Source organism: Candidatus Pantoea edessiphila, assembly GCF_002933315.1.
Lineage (GTDB): Bacteria > Pseudomonadota > Gammaproteobacteria > Enterobacterales > Enterobacteriaceae > Pantoea_C.
Map to the genome: position 1 here is coordinate 1 of NZ_PDKT01000002.1, position 15,248 is coordinate 15,248.

The 15,248-nt window shown below is 26.4% G+C and carries 13 protein-coding genes, 2 tRNA genes and 1 rRNA gene; 12 read left to right on the forward strand and 4 right to left on the reverse strand.

The window, feature by feature from the left end; all coding sequences use genetic code 11:
• From CRV12_RS01730 to CRV12_RS01740, 3 genes are all read left to right on the forward strand, one after another.
• A 16S ribosomal RNA gene (locus CRV12_RS01730) occupies positions 1-69 on the forward strand; the annotation flags it as partial.
• 104 nt (positions 70-173) lie between these two features.
• A tRNA-Asp gene (locus tag CRV12_RS01735) sits at positions 174-250 on the forward strand.
• Positions 251-304: 54 nt separating this feature from the next.
• On the forward strand, positions 305-1,210 hold the full coding sequence (locus CRV12_RS01740) for a homoserine O-succinyltransferase (RefSeq protein WP_136130926.1): 906 nt from the start codon (positions 305-307) through the stop codon (positions 1,208-1,210).
• 93 nt (positions 1,211-1,303) lie between these two features.
• Here CRV12_RS01740 and pgi read toward each other — a convergent pair whose 3' ends face one another.
• On the reverse strand, positions 1,304-2,953 hold the full coding sequence (pgi, locus tag CRV12_RS01745; protein ID WP_136130927.1) for a glucose-6-phosphate isomerase: 1,650 nt from the start codon (positions 2,951-2,953) through the stop codon (positions 1,304-1,306).
• A 369-nt stretch (positions 2,954-3,322) separates the two neighbouring features.
• Between pgi and lysC the strand changes: the two genes are divergently transcribed.
• From lysC to CRV12_RS01775, 6 genes are all read left to right on the forward strand, one after another.
• Complete coding sequence (gene lysC / locus CRV12_RS01750; protein ID WP_136130928.1) at positions 3,323-4,666, forward strand: lysine-sensitive aspartokinase 3; 1,344 nt, start codon at positions 3,323-3,325, stop codon at positions 4,664-4,666.
• Between the two features lie 755 nt (positions 4,667-5,421).
• Entirely contained in the window at positions 5,422-5,658 is a 237-nt protein-coding gene (locus tag CRV12_RS01755; RefSeq protein ID WP_136130929.1) for a CsbD family protein, read from the forward strand.
• 73 nt (positions 5,659-5,731) lie between these two features.
• Positions 5,732-6,703, forward strand: coding sequence for a tRNA dihydrouridine(20/20a) synthase DusA (gene dusA / locus CRV12_RS01760; protein ID WP_136130930.1), 972 nt, complete (start codon positions 5,732-5,734; stop codon positions 6,701-6,703).
• A 384-nt stretch (positions 6,704-7,087) separates the two neighbouring features.
• A complete protein-coding gene (gene dnaB, locus CRV12_RS01765) occupies positions 7,088-8,491 on the forward strand; it encodes a replicative DNA helicase (RefSeq protein ID WP_136130931.1) in 1,404 nt (467 codons plus the stop codon).
• Positions 8,492-8,845: 354 nt separating this feature from the next.
• The gene (locus CRV12_RS01770; protein WP_136130932.1) at positions 8,846-9,358 is read left to right on the forward strand and encodes a single-stranded DNA-binding protein; all 513 of its coding nucleotides are present in this window, start codon (positions 8,846-8,848) and stop codon (positions 9,356-9,358) included.
• A gap of 392 nt (positions 9,359-9,750) precedes the next feature.
• Positions 9,751-10,332: a YfaZ family outer membrane protein gene (locus CRV12_RS01775; RefSeq protein WP_136130933.1), complete on the forward strand. Its 582-nt coding sequence runs from the start codon at positions 9,751-9,753 to the stop codon at positions 10,330-10,332.
• Positions 10,333-10,574: 242 nt separating this feature from the next.
• Here CRV12_RS01775 and CRV12_RS01780 read toward each other — a convergent pair.
• Together CRV12_RS01780 and cutA are read right to left on the reverse strand one after the other, a co-directional pair.
• Positions 10,575-10,647, reverse strand: a tRNA-Phe gene (locus CRV12_RS01780).
• A gap of 115 nt (positions 10,648-10,762) precedes the next feature.
• The gene (cutA, locus tag CRV12_RS01785; RefSeq protein WP_136130934.1) at positions 10,763-11,083 is read right to left on the reverse strand and encodes a divalent-cation tolerance protein CutA; all 321 of its coding nucleotides are present in this window, start codon (positions 11,081-11,083) and stop codon (positions 10,763-10,765) included.
• Between the two features lie 324 nt (positions 11,084-11,407).
• Between cutA and CRV12_RS01790 the strand changes: the two genes are divergently transcribed.
• The 3 genes from CRV12_RS01790 to groL all read left to right on the forward strand — a co-directional run bounded on the left by CRV12_RS01790 (position 11,408) and on the right by groL (position 14,115).
• Complete coding sequence (locus CRV12_RS01790; RefSeq protein WP_136130935.1) at positions 11,408-11,860, forward strand: FxsA family protein; 453 nt, start codon at positions 11,408-11,410, stop codon at positions 11,858-11,860.
• 232 nt (positions 11,861-12,092) lie between these two features.
• Positions 12,093-12,389, forward strand: a complete 297-nt coding sequence (locus tag CRV12_RS01795; RefSeq protein WP_136130936.1) for a co-chaperone GroES — start codon at positions 12,093-12,095, stop codon at positions 12,387-12,389.
• A gap of 64 nt (positions 12,390-12,453) precedes the next feature.
• Positions 12,454-14,115 carry a chaperonin GroEL gene (gene groL / locus CRV12_RS01800; RefSeq protein WP_136130937.1) on the forward strand — a complete coding sequence of 554 codons (1,662 nt, stop codon included), beginning with the start codon at positions 12,454-12,456 and terminating at the stop codon, positions 14,113-14,115.
• A gap of 91 nt (positions 14,116-14,206) precedes the next feature.
• Here the strand turns inward: groL and epmB are convergent, their stop codons facing one another.
• A complete protein-coding gene (gene epmB, locus CRV12_RS01805) occupies positions 14,207-15,229 on the reverse strand; it encodes an EF-P beta-lysylation protein EpmB (protein WP_158676341.1) in 1,023 nt (340 codons plus the stop codon).
• Positions 15,230-15,248 lie beyond the last annotated feature (19 nt).

The window sequence follows — 15,248 nt, forward strand, 5'->3', positions numbered from 1 at the left end:
TGATTCATGACTGGGGTGAAGTCGTAACAAGGTAACCGTAGGGGAACCTGCGGTTGGATCACCTCCTTATATTTATAAAATACTTTTCTACGTAGTATCTACATAAATTGTCTGATAATATGTTATTGTTTGTTTAGATGTTTTGACTTATTATAATAATGATTTGTTTAAGTGGAGCGGTAGTTCAGTTGGTTAGAATACCTGCCTGTCACGCAGGGGGTCGCGGGTTCAAGTCCCGTCCGTTCCGCCAACATTCGGTTTATTTTAGTATTCCCTATATTTATTTTTAAACTATAAGTGTTTTATGCCAATTAACGTCCCTCATTGTTTACCAGCTGTAAAATTATTACGTAGTGAAAATATTTTTGTAATAACTTCATCATATGTAAGGATAGAAGAAATTCGTCCATTGAAATTATTGATACTTAATTTAATGCCAAGAAAAATTGATACTGAGAATCAGTTACTACGTTTGATATCCAATTTTCCACTACAAACTGATATTAAGTTAATACGCGTTAATAGTCATAAATCTAAAAATACGTCGAAAGATCATATTAACAATTTTTACTGTGAATTAGATCATATTTATAATGATTATTTTGATGGTTTAATAATAACTGGAGCACCTTTAGGATTAATTGATTTTCATGATGTTTCATATTGGCCACAAATCAGGAAAATATTATTTTGGGCAAAAGAACATGTTACGTCAACTCTATTGATATGTTGGGCAGTACAAGCTGCATTAAATATTTTATATGGCATTCCTAAACAGATAAGAAGTAATAAGTTATTTGGTATTTTTAATCATAAACTTTTAAAGTCTAATTCTTTATTAACACGTGGTTTTGATATCAATTTTTTTGCTCCTCATTCACGTTACGCAGATTTTTCTATACAATTAATTCAAAACTACACTGATTTGGAATTACATGCTAAGGTAGAATTATCTTCTGATGCGTATATTATGTCTAGTATAGATAAACGTTTGGTGTTTGTTACTGGTCATCCCGAATACGATTTACTTACACTTTCTAATGAATATCATCGAGATGTTGATCTTGATATTAATACTCAAGTACCTTATAATTATTATCCAGAAAACGATCCTACACTGTTACCAACTATTTCTTGGAAAAGTCATGGAAATTTATTGTTTTCTAATTGGCTTAATTACTATGTGTATCAAAAAATACCGTTTAACTGACTTTATATAAATACATGAAAATATTTTATTATCTTTATGTTGTAATGTGAATAAAAATTTGCATTAATGATGTTTTTATATTTTGCTATATCATTATTTTGTCGATAGCCAAAATTTATATCTATTAATTAAAGAATTAGTAGAACTATCGTATTTTTCAGTTTTATTTTTATTTTTTAATTCTATTAAAATATTATTTGCTAATTTTTTTCCTGACTCTACTCCCCATTGGTCGAAACTAAAAATATTTAATATTGAACCTTGACTAAAAATTTTATGTTCATAAAGAGCTATCAAAGCACCAAGATTAAATGGGTTAATTTTGCGAATTAATATAGAATTGGTAGGACGATTACCTGTGAGTATCTGGAATGGTATGGTTTTATTTTGAATATTTTCAATTTTATTATTAATTTCTTTTTTTATTTTGTCAATAGATTTACCAAAAGCTAATATTTTAGTCTGTGCAAAAAAATGAGAAAGAAGTTTTAAATGATGATTTTCTAATGGATGATGATGAATTACTGGTGCAATAAAATCACACGGAATTAATTTAGTACCTTGATGTATTAATTGATAAAATGAATGCTGACCATCACTACCAGATGATCCCCAAATTATCGATCCTGTTTGATAATGTGTGTTATTCCCTAATCTATCTATTTGTTTTCCATTGGATTCCATACTTAATTGTTGACAATAATCAACAAAATAATGCATATTTTGATCATAAGGTAAAATAGCTTCAGTTTCACAACCAAAAAAATTATTATACCAAATTCCAATTAATGCCATTAATATAGGTAAATTATGTTCTATGCGTGTTTTTAAAAAATGTTTATCCATTGCATGTGCACCATTTAGCAGTTGTTCAAAATTGCTAAATCCTATAGAAAGAACAATTGGTAATCCAATTGATGACCACAATGAATATCTACCTCCAACCCAATCCCAAAATTCAAACATATTATTAACATCAATTCCAAATTCTTTTACTGCTTGTGAATTACTAGATAAAGCAATAAAATGTTTTGATATATTACCTTTGTTTTTTGTTTTTTTTAGAAACCAATTACGTGCAGTATAAGCATTAGTTAAAGTTTCTTGAGTATTAAATGTTTTAGATGCTATCAAAAATAATGTTGTTTCGGGATTTAAATTTTCTAGTATTTTAGTTATATGTGAACCATCAATATTAGAGACAAAGTGCATATTTAAATGATTTTTATAGGGACGTAATGCTTCAGTTACCATCAATGGTCCTAAATTTGAACCACCTATTCCAATATTTACCACATCTTTAATTGTTTTTTCTGTAAAACCTACCCAATAACCATTAATAACTTTATCAGAAAAATATTTCATTTTATTAAGTACTTTATTTATTTTAGGCATTATATCTTGTCCATCTAATATGATGGGTTGATTAGTACGGTTTCTTAAAGCAATATGTAATACAGCTCTGTTTTCAGTTGCATTTATTTTTTCACCAGAAAACATTGAATTAATATTATTTTTAAGATTAGTTTCTATCGCTAGAGCTTTTAATTTATTTATAGTTTCTTGAGTAAGAATATTTTTTGAAAAATCTATTAAAATTTGATTATCAAAAAGAACAGAAAATTTATTAAATCTATTAGGATCTCTAGCAAATAAATCAGCAATACTTACTGATTTGATTTGTTTAAAATGTTCTTTTAATTCCTTCCAAGATATAGTGTTTACTGGATTAATATTATACATAGATTACTCTTTTGTTTATTGATTAATATTATGATATTGATTCTATTTTAATTCTAAAAAAATTGAAGATAATTAAATAATATAATTTTTATTATTTTATAAATTTAGTAAAAAAATCTGTGAAATATTACAGAATAAAGAAATAATAATTATTCATATGATATTAATTGATATTATTTTTTATCTAGTTTAAAAAATTTTAATTTATATAAAAACATTTATTAATGTACTGATATTTTATATTAAAAACTTTATGTTATGTTTCTAGTAACATGAAATAAATACAATAATGTTGATTTTTTTATAATTAGTAAATATATATTTTTCTAACTAAAAATATATTTATGTTCATTTAATGAGGTTATACTGATGACTCAAAAATTGATTGTAGCAAAATTTGGAGGTACTAGTGTTGCAGATTTTAATGCAATGACTCGTAGTGCTAATGTAGTCATAAATAACTCTGATACACGTTTAGTTGTATTATCAGCTTCCGCTAGTATAACTAATATATTAATATCTCTTTCTGAAGGTTATAAAGATGAAATTCAAAGATCTTTTTTAATTAAAAAAATTAGTAATATTCAAAATTCAATTATCTATCAATTTAAAAAATCTAAAAATTTACATCAATCGATAAATAAAATGATAAGAACTATTGATATATTATCCAAAAATACATCTAAAGTAAATTCTAAGGAATTAAAAGATAAAATTGTATGTTACGGTGAATTAATGTCATCGTTAATTTTTATTGAAATTTTACGTCAAAAAAAAGCAAATGTTGATTGGTTTGATATACGTAAAGTAATGATCACAGATAGTAATTTTGGTTGTGCTCAACCAAATATAAAAATTTTATCGAAGAAAGTTATAAAATATTTAAAACCACTTATTAATCAGAAAATAATAATTACTCAAGGTTTTATAGGTAGTGATAACTATGGTAGGACTACTACTTTAGGTAGAGGTGGTAGTGATTATACAGCTGCTTTGTTAGGTGAAGCATTACAAGCAACACGTGTAGATATTTGGACTGATGTATCTGGTATTTATACAACTGATCCACATTTAGTACCAACTGCTAAGAGAATAGATGAAATTACCTTTAAAGAAGCTTCAGAAATGGCAATTTTTGGAGCCAAGGTATTACATCCTTCTACTTTATTACCTGCTCTTCGCAGTAATATTCCAGTGTATGTCAGTTCAAGTCAAAAACCAGAATCAGGTGGAACATACATTTGTAATAAAACTAAAAATTTACCTTTGTTTCGTGCTTTAGTTCTACGCAAAAAACAAATTTTATTAACTTTAGTAAATTTAAATAAATATAATAAATCAATTTTTTTATCTAAAATATTTGATATATTACTACATTACAATATATCTGTAGATATTTTAATTAGTTCTGAATCTAGCATAGTACTTACAGTTAATAACTGTTCTCAATTAAATGTTGTTAGTAGTAGTTTACTGTTTAAGTTTTCCTCTTTTTGTAAAATTAATTTAGAAAAAAATTTATCGCTTATCACTATTATTGGTAATAACTTATCTAAATCTTATGGTACAAGCAAGATAATATTTGGGATGTTAGAACCATTTAATATACGTATGATTTGTTATGGTGCTAGTAAAAATAACGTATGTTTTGTAGTTCCCAATATTGATTCAGAAAATATTATACGTATTTTACACAGTAATCTATTTGAATAAAAATTTGATCTTATCTCTGATACTATTATATGAATAATAGAATTTTTAAATAGGAAATTACAATAATCATTTTATAATATGGTTATTTATTAAATAATTTTCTTAAAGAAAAAATAAAATATAAAAATTTGTTATAATTTTATATCTTTTTTAATTACTAAAAGAACAATTAAAAAAGATATAAAATGGACATATTACTTTTATAAGTAAAATTGATTGCATATTAATTATGATCATGTTAGTTGACTTTAGCTAAATCGTACAATATTTTATAATAAACAAAAAATAAGTAATATTATGATATATTATTAATTGTATAAAACAAATATCTTTTAATTATATTATCTTAAAACTTCATATTTAGTTGAAATTTTTTATTATTTTACATAATTATTAATTATGAGTACAATTTTAATTGCTCAGTATCAATGTTGAACAAATAAATTTTTTATTAAAAATTTATTTTTATTTAAATAACTTAAACAATAATTATTTGTTCTTTTTTTATATTTTCTGGTTATTATTCAAAATAATTTTTCTAATTTTAATTTATTTTTATATAAATTAAAAATATTTTTAATAATTTAATCAATATCTTGAAAATTAATATATACAATACTCAGTAATGCATGAAATTATCAACTACAATTAACTGTAAATATATACAATTAATACTTTAAATGCCGATTATTTTATATAGAATAGTGTTAATATATAAGATAAAGTTAAACCTGAAGTTGATTTGGAGGTTTAAAATGAATAAAGACAAAATCAGCGGTAATTGGAAACAGTTTAAAGGTAGAATAAAAGAAAAATGGGGAAAATTAACAGACGATGATTGTCAGTGTATTCAAGGCAAAAGAGATCAACTAATAGGAAAAATTCAAGAACGTTACGGTTGTGCTAAAGATGAAGCAGAGAAAGAAGTAAGTGCTTGGGAAAGTCTTAATAAAGACTGTCGTTGGTATAACAATAAAGATTGTCATTGGTAATTAATAATATAACTTTTAAAAGTTGGCACAAGGATGTGCCTTTTTGTTTTTTTTAAAGAAATTCTATATAAATATGAATGATTATCATCATCGTTTTTCTGTAGCACCTATGCTGGGTTGGACTGACCGCCATTGTCGTTATTTTTATCGACAATTAAGTAAATATACGCTATTATATACAGAAATGATAAACACAAAAAAAATTATCAATAATGAAAATAGTTGTTTAGATTTTAATGAAGATAAACATCTAGTTGCATTACAATTAAGTGGTAGTAATTCATCTGAATTAGCTTACTGCGCTAGATTAGCTCAACATCATGGCTATAAAGAAATAAATCTTAATATCGGTTGTCCATCATATCGAGCACAAAAAGGATATTTTGGGGCATGTCTAATGACTAATGCAAATTTAGTAGGAGATAATATTAAGGCAATATATGATGTTGTAGATATTCCAGTAACTATTAAAACTCGTATTGGTGTAGATGAAAAAGATAGCTATACATTTTTAAGTGATTTTATAGGTAATGTATCAAAAATTAGTGGTTGTCGTAATTTTATTTTCCATGCAAGAAAAGCAATACTTTCAAAGTATAATCCAAAGAAAAACCGTAAGATACCCATTTTAAAATATTCTTATGTATATAATATTAAAAGAGATTTTCCTTCTTTTACAATAATAATAAATGGAGGAATCGAGACATTAGAAGAAGCCCAAATACACCTACAGTATCTTGATGGTGTTATGATTGGACGTGCTATTTATAGTAATCCTAGGATATTATCTGAAGTTGATAGTAAAATTTTTGGTTGTAAAAAACAAGTACATCCTATTTTATTAGTTAGGAATATGTACCCTTATATTAACAATGAATTAAAAAATGATATTAAGATTAATAAAATATTACGACATATGTTATATTTATTTAAAGGTATTCCAGGATCTAGTAAATGGCGTCGTTATCTTAGTAACAATATTCATAAATCTGATACAGGTATTTGGATGATTGAAGAAGCGTTAAAAACAATAAAATTTGATTAATAAGATTTTTATAAAGATCTTATCAAAATATTGATATTATTAAATGTCTTAATTGAATAAAATAGTAAGATATAGAATTTTTTCTAAATTTATATAGAGTTAATTTATAAAATATTTTCGTCATAATTTTTTAGTAAAATCACTTATTATAATACTTTTATTAATTTTTGATTTAACAAAAATACTAATACGTAGTTTTTTATCATAAATTTTCAGTTAACATTTAAAATTTAATCAATTATTATTAAATTTTAAATGAAATATTTAATGAATTGATTTTTGTTAGTTATTTGTAATTATTTTAATTAACGAGGCAAAGTATTAGTTATATTAAAAGCACAATTTTTATCTTTCCTCTCAATAACGATAGGTAATATACTTATTATGTTAGGAAAAAAAACAACTAATAATCACAACAAAAAGAAAGATTATCAGCTAGAAGACATAAAAATACCTCCCCATTCTATAGAAGCAGAGCAATCTATTCTAGGTGGATTAATGTTAGACAATGAATGTTGGTTTAATATTTCTCACTATGTTATTGCTGATGATTTTTTTAATTTTGCTCACAAGATTATTTTCTTAGAAATGCAGTATCTATTAGAAAATAATAAACCAATTGATTTAATTACGTTATCAGAATCTTTAGAAATCAATGGTAAACTTGAAATAGTTGGTGGTTTTGCATATTTAGCTGAAATATCTAAAAATACACCAAGTGTTGCCAATATTTCTGCTTATGCCGACATAGTAAGAGAACGTGCAATATTACGCGAAATAATATTAGTAGCAAATAAAATTGCCAATGCTAGCTATAATCCACAAGGACGTAAGATAGAAGAATTACTTGATTTTGTAGAATCAAATATATTTAAAATTGCAGAGACAAGATTTAATAAAAATGATGGTCCTAAAAATATAAGCCAGATCCTTGAAACTGCAGTTTCAAGGATTGAATCTTTAATTAATAAACCTCAAGACGGTATTACTGGTATAAATACTGGATATCAAGATTTAAATAATAAAACAGCCGGACTGCAACGTTCCGATCTTATTATTGTTGCAGCACGTCCATCTATGGGTAAAACTACTTTCGCTATGAATATTTGCGAAAATATTGCGATGCTATATGATAAACCAATTTTAATTTTTAGTTTGGAAATGCCTAGTGAACAAATAATATTGCGTATGTTAGCATCTTTATCACGTGTTGATCAAACACGTATTCGTACAGGGCAACTTGATAACGAAGATTGGACAAGAATTTCTAGTACAATAAGTATTCTTTTAAAAAAGAAAAATATTTATATAGATGATTCTTCTAGTTTAACACCTACTGAAATTAGGGCAAGAGCTCGTCGTATTTATCGAGAAAATGATGGACTAAATATAATAATGATAGACTATTTACAGCTTATGCGTATACCTTCTTTATCTGATAATCGTAATTTAGAAATAGCTGAAATTTCTCGCTCATTAAAATCACTTGCTAAAGAACTTAATGTCCCAGTAATTGCATTATCACAACTTAATCGTTCTCTTGAACAACGTGCCAATAAAAGACCTATGAATTCAGATTTACGTGAATCAGGTTCAATTGAACAGGATGCTGATTTGATAATGTTTATTTATCGTGATGAAATATATCATGACAATAGTGATCTAAAAGGTGTTGCAGAAATTATTTTAGGTAAACAAAGAAACGGCCCAATTGGTACTATATATTTAACATTTAATGGTAAATGGTCACGTTTTGATAATTATGTAGGTACTTATTACGATATTTAATTTTATACATTTTTTAAAAAATTAATATAAAAATACATTATTACGCATTAAAAAATGTTTATTGATAATTAAATATTCGAATTGTTTTATCTATGTTTTATTAAATTAAAAATTGATTATGTTCATAATTTGTATTTATGAATGTTTATATTTTTAATATTTAGTGATCTTCTGAATTAACTATATATCTAAATTTAGATAAATTAATTGGTATCATATTTTATGATACTATCATGATGATATTGATATTTAATTTTTTTATATTACAATGAAGTTTTTAAAATATAAAAAATATTTTTTAAAATATGTTCTTATTATATAATAAAAATTACCTTTTAAACAAGAGATAAAAATATGGCTAGAGGTATTAATAAAGTAATCTTAATAGGTAACTTAGGCCAAGATCCAGAAGTACGTTATATGCCAAATGGTCATGCTGTAGCTAACATTACATTAGCTACTTCAGAAAGTTGGCGTGATAAAAACACATCTGAAGTTAAAGAAATTACTGAATGGCATCGTGTGGTTATTTTTGGCAAATTAGCAGAAGTAGCAAGCGAATACTTGCGCAAAGGTTCCCAGGTATATATAGAAGGTCAGTTACGTACTAGAAAGTGGCAAGATCAAAATGCTCAAGAACGTTATACTACAGAAATAGTTGTAAATATAGGTGGAACTATGCAGATGTTGGGGAATCGTCAGCATAATCTTACTACCAGTTCAGCAGCAAATAAAAGTAATAATTGGAATCAGTCTCCGCAAGTAAATAGCAATACGATGAATAATGAATCTTGCTTACAGAAAAACAACCAAGAAACTAAAACTGATACACAAATGATAAATTTTGATGATGATATTCCATTTTAATATAGATTTAATATGCTAGATATTAAGTTTTAACTATTATCTTTGCTATATTTAAGTACTAATATATATTTTAATGTTTTTGCAGTTTATAGTTAATTTATTTTTGATAATTTTCAATTAAGAAATTACCAATTACATTAAACTTATTTTTATAAAATAAAAATAATTTTTACATGATTTTGGTAAAAATAGCTTTAATAGAACAATCAATAATTTATTAATTTTTTATATTGATATTGTAGTAGTGATAGATAATACTTTTTTATTAATGTATTGTTTTTAAAAAAATTATTTTTTAACTTTAGTATTGTAATTTTTATAAATTATTTATCTATGACTCTAACAAATATTAATTTTATCAATAATCAACCGTTATTTTAAGGAATAAAATTATGTTAAAGAGATTTATTACAGGAAGTACTTTAAGTTTAATTATATTCAGCAGCTTAACTCAGACAGTACATGCAAGCGAAATTGGTGTTAATATACACAGAGACAGTGGTGTGTTATCACTAGAAACTGGAATAAATACACCAGGAATATTTTTAAATAGTAACTTTGCATATAATCCTGCTAACATTACTACTGGTATGTTAGATATTGGTGTTGGTTATAACTTAGATATTGATTCGCTTCGCATATCTCCATCAGTTAAAACTGTTATGGGTCTACATACACAATCATCAAATAAGTATTTAATATTTTTAGGTTTAGGCGGCAAAGCAAGTTATGCGCTTAGCTCACATTGGAGCATATATGGTCAATGTCACTATGCATTACAAGTTTTTAAAGCAAAAACAATCAATCCATATTATGAAATGGATGGGGGTATAAAATATTCTCCTAATTCTACTGTAAGTTTAGATATAGGGTATAGACATGTAGTATTAAACAACGAAATTCCGTCTAATGTCTATGTACCAACTGAGTATTTAGCTCATAATCCGTATTTAGGCATTTCGATATCATTTTAATTATCAAATAAAATATTAATTTTATTTGATTTCACTGGTTAAAGCTCAATATCATGTGTTTTTAAAAAATCTTGAAACCATTTTTTTAATAAGTTGATTTTTTATAAAATCATTTGTTATTCGAGCTTACCTGTGAAAGAATAAATTGTAAAAAAGAGATACTAATTTTGTTTATAATTAATTTTTTATACCTTTTCATTTTTTACCAGTATTGTCAGTTAGATCTAGTTGTAATATTTATATGCCCAGAGGCGGAATTGAACCACCGACACAGGGATTTTCAGTCCCCTGCTCTACCTACTGAGCTATCTGGGCAATAAATATATAGCTTATTAGAACTTAAAGATTAAAATTAGTCAACTTTTATTTAAAATTATAACAATACTATTTTTTAATGCATTTCCCTATTAATGATAGGATTTCTGCTTTTTTATTTAATTTTAGTTAAACATTCTTTTAACCAAACATTATATTTTTCATCTGCATATTGAATAGGGATAACTAATAATTCCGGCAATTCATATGGATGAATTTCTCTTAATAAATTTAATAACCGTTCTTGATTAATTTGATCAGATTTAATTAACATTTGAAATTCATTGGTTTTTTGTAATTTGTTATCCCAAAAATAGTAAGAAATTACTCCTGGTATTAGAGTAATACAAGCTGCTAATCTAGATTCTAATAATTTTTTAGCTATTCTATCAGCCTGTTGTTTTGGTATAGTAGAAATAACAATAATTACACTCATTTTTAGTTTCAATTTTTTATTACTAAATTAATATAACTATTTTCAAAATATATTTTTGTTAAATAAATGTCAAAAACGATATTAATCTGTTCTAGCATTTATTTATTGTAACATGTAATTTGCAATTTTTTAAATATTGATTAATATAATTATGACATTAATTAATGTATACTTTCATTATATTAATAATCATTAAAATATAACTTCTGATTAATTATAATCAGCTTATTAATATAAGCAGATGTAACCCAAGAAATATATTTTTATGTATTTTATAAAGATTTTTGTATCTTTACATAAAAATATACATTGCAGGAGAATTTAGTGCGTTGGCTATTCTTAATTACATTTTTTATACTTTTGTGGATTGAAATTGCTTTATTTATTAGTTTATCTAAAATATTTGGTATTGCATTAACTATTTTATTAGTATTATTTACTTCATGTATTGGTATATTAATTGTTAAAAATCAAAGTATAAAAAATTTCATATTAATTAAAAAAAAATTAATATATAATGAAGTGCCAACAAAAGAAATAGTAAAAATTATTGCTTTGATAATTAGTGGTTTTTTGTTATTATTACCAGGATTTCTTACTGACTTATTTGGCTTATTGTTATTAATACCACCTATACAAAATTTTATAATTATAAAAATTATGAAAAGGTTAATCATTTGTGGTACTTTTAACAATAACAGATTTACTATAGATGGAGAGTTTGAAAGGAAAAACGACAAATATATCAATCAATGTGATGATTTTAAAAAACATTAATTTATCTTATAATAGATATCATAATTTTTTATTATCACGAATTTATGCAGATTGAAATTAAATTATTCATTAAAACAATATGTTATTTTGTTTTTATAAAAATTTTATTGTTGTTTCCCCTTGAAAGGATTGGTGCATGTCCCTATTTATTTTATCAGTAAGGCTCTAAGCCATTTAGTCGGTATTCACAAAATAAAATGATTAGGTTTCTTACATAAAGGAGAACTATCAAATGAAAATTCGTCCATTACACGATCGTGTTATCGTCAAACGTGAAGAAGTCGAGGCTAAATCAGCTGGTGGTATTATGCTAACTGGTTCCGCGGCGTCTAAATCCACTCGTGGTAAAGTACTGGCTGTTGGTAGGGGTCGTATTCTTGAGAGTGGTCAAGTAAAACCTTTGGACGTAAAGGTTGGTGATATAGTAATATTCAATGAAAGTTATGGTGCTAAAACTGAAAAAATTAATGAAGAAGAAGTATTAATTATCACTGAAAGTGATATTTTAGCAATTGTTGAAAATTGTTAAAAAATTAAACCTTAATTTTTATGCATAGTTCACTGAATATAACGAAGTTTGAGGAATATTTGAAATGGCAGCTAAAGACGTAAAATTCAGTAATGACGCGCGTGTAAAAATGCTGCGTGGCGTGAATGTATTAGCAGATGCAGTAAAAGTGACTTTAGGACCTAAAGGTCGTAACGTAATTTTAGATAAATCTTTTGGAGCTCCAGCCATTACTAAAGATGGAGTTTCTGTTGCCCGCGAAATTGAATTAGAAGATAAATTTGAAAATATGGGCGCTCAAATGGTAAAAGAAGTAGCTTCTAAAGCAAATGATGCAGCAGGAGACGGTACTACAACTGCTACTGTTTTAGCTCAATCTATTGTAAATGAAGGGTTAAAAGCTGTAGCAGCAGGCATGAACCCAATGGATTTAAAACGTGGTATTGATAGAGCAGTAATTGCAGCAGTTGAGAAATTAAAAGAACTTTCTGTACCTTGTTCGGATCCTAAAGCTATCGCTCAAGTAGGTACTATATCTGCTAACTCTGATGAAAGTGTAGGTACTTTAATAGCTCAAGCTATGGAAAAAGTTGGTAAAGAAGGTGTAATCACTGTAGAAGAAGGTAATGGATTACAAGATGAACTAGATGTAGTTGAAGGTATGCAATTTGACCGCGGTTATTTATCTCCATATTTTATAAATAAAGCTGAAGCTGGAGCTGTTGAATTAGAAACACCATTTATTTTGTTAGCTGATAAAAAGATCTCTAATATTCGTGAAATGTTACCTATATTAGAATCGGTTGCAAAATCTGGTAAATCATTATTAATTATTGCAGAAGATGTAGAAGGCGAAGCATTGGCTACTCTTGTAGTAAATACTATGCGTGGTATTGTTAAAGTAGCTGCAGTTAAAGCACCTGGTTTTGGAGATCGTCGTAAAGCAATGTTACAAGATATTGCTATTTTAACTGGTGGTACAGTAATATCTGAAGAAATTGGTTTGGAACTAGAAAAAACTGTTTTAGAAGATTTAGGTCAAGCTAAACGAGTTGTTATTAATAAAGATACAACTACAATTATCGATGGTATGGGAAAAGAAAAAGAAATTCAAGGACGTGTAGCTCAAATTCGTCAACAAATTGAAGAAGCAACTTCCGATTATGATAAAGAAAAATTACAAGAACGTGTAGCAAAATTAGCAGGTGGAGTTGCAGTTTTAAAAGTTGGAGCTGCAACTGAAGTAGAAATGAAAGAGAAAAAAGCTCGAGTTGAAGATGCTCTACATGCAACTCGTGCAGCAGTAGAAGAAGGTGTTGTTTCTGGTGGTGGTGTAGCATTAGTTCGTGTTGCTGTACAACTAATTGATTTAACAGGTCAAAATGAAGATCAAAATGTTGGAATCAAAGTTGCGTTACGTGCAATGGAAGCTCCTTTACGTCAAATTGTTGCTAATGCTGGAGAAGAACCGTCAGTAGTTACAAATAACGTAAAAGCTGGTGATGGTAACTATGGCTATAATGCACAAACTGAAGAATATGGTAATATGATTGATTTCGGTATATTAGATCCAACTAAAGTGACTCGTTCTGCACTTCAATATGCAGCGTCAGTTGCTGGATTAATGATTACTACTGAATGTATGGTTACTGATATGCCAAAAAGTAATACTCCTGATTTAGGTGGTGGTGCTGGTGGAGCTGCTGGTGGTATGGGTGGCATGGGCGGCATGGGTGGTATGATGTAACTATTTTTTTGACTGTGTATTGTCATTTAAATAAATTGAAGTATTCTATCTTTCCCCCCTCTAATCAAAAAAAATTGATTAGAGGGAGTTATTATTTAATATGTAAGTTATTTAATACTTTTTTGAATTTATGATTATCATTAACTAATTTTGGTATCATGTATCCAGATAATTGTAAAGGTAAATCATTAATTAATTGTAATATATTTTCTTTTTTTACTGAAAAATGTGCAGTACCTTGCACTTTATCTAGTATGTGTAAATAATAAGGTAATATACCTACATCAAATAAAGTATTATTAAGCCTAACCAACGTTTCTACACTATCATTTATCCCCTTTAATAAAACACTTTGATTGAGTAAAGTAACACCTGCTTTTTTTAGCTTATATACTATGGTAAATACTTCATCATTGATTTCTTGAGCATGGTTAATATGTGTCACTAATAATATGTTAAACTTAGTTTTTTTGAAAATTTTACATAATTGGTCGGTTACACGAGCAGGAATTACTACTGGAAAACGAGTATGAATTCGTAATTGTTTTATATGAGATATAGTTTCTAATTGTTTTATAATCCATTCTATTTCATGGTCTTTTGCGATCAAAGGGTCTCCACCCGAAAAAATAACCTCATTTATTTCAGTATGCAAATTAATATAATTTAATGCTATTTGCCAATTTCTTTTATTACCTTGATTTTTATAATAAGGAAAATAACGACGAAAACAATATCTACAGTTTATAGCACAACTATTTTTTAATAATAACACAATTCTATTTTTATATTTATGCAATAAACCAGGTATTGTACTGCTTTGTTCATTTAAAGGATCTTGACTATAACCTCTTGTATTAATTAATTCTTTATGATTAATTAAAACTTGCATAAGCAATGGATCTTTTATTGTATTTTTTTTCATTCGGTTAACAAATGATTTTGGTACTCTTAAAGGAAACACTGTTCTTAATTTATTAAGTTTTTCTATTTTATATTTGTTATCTAATTCTAAAATATTTAATAATTTTTCAGGTTTAGTAATAACATTAGCTAATTGTTGTAACCAATCTTCTTTTTTGGATAATTGGTTTATATTTATATTATTTCCCATTTTCAACATTCTCCAGTGT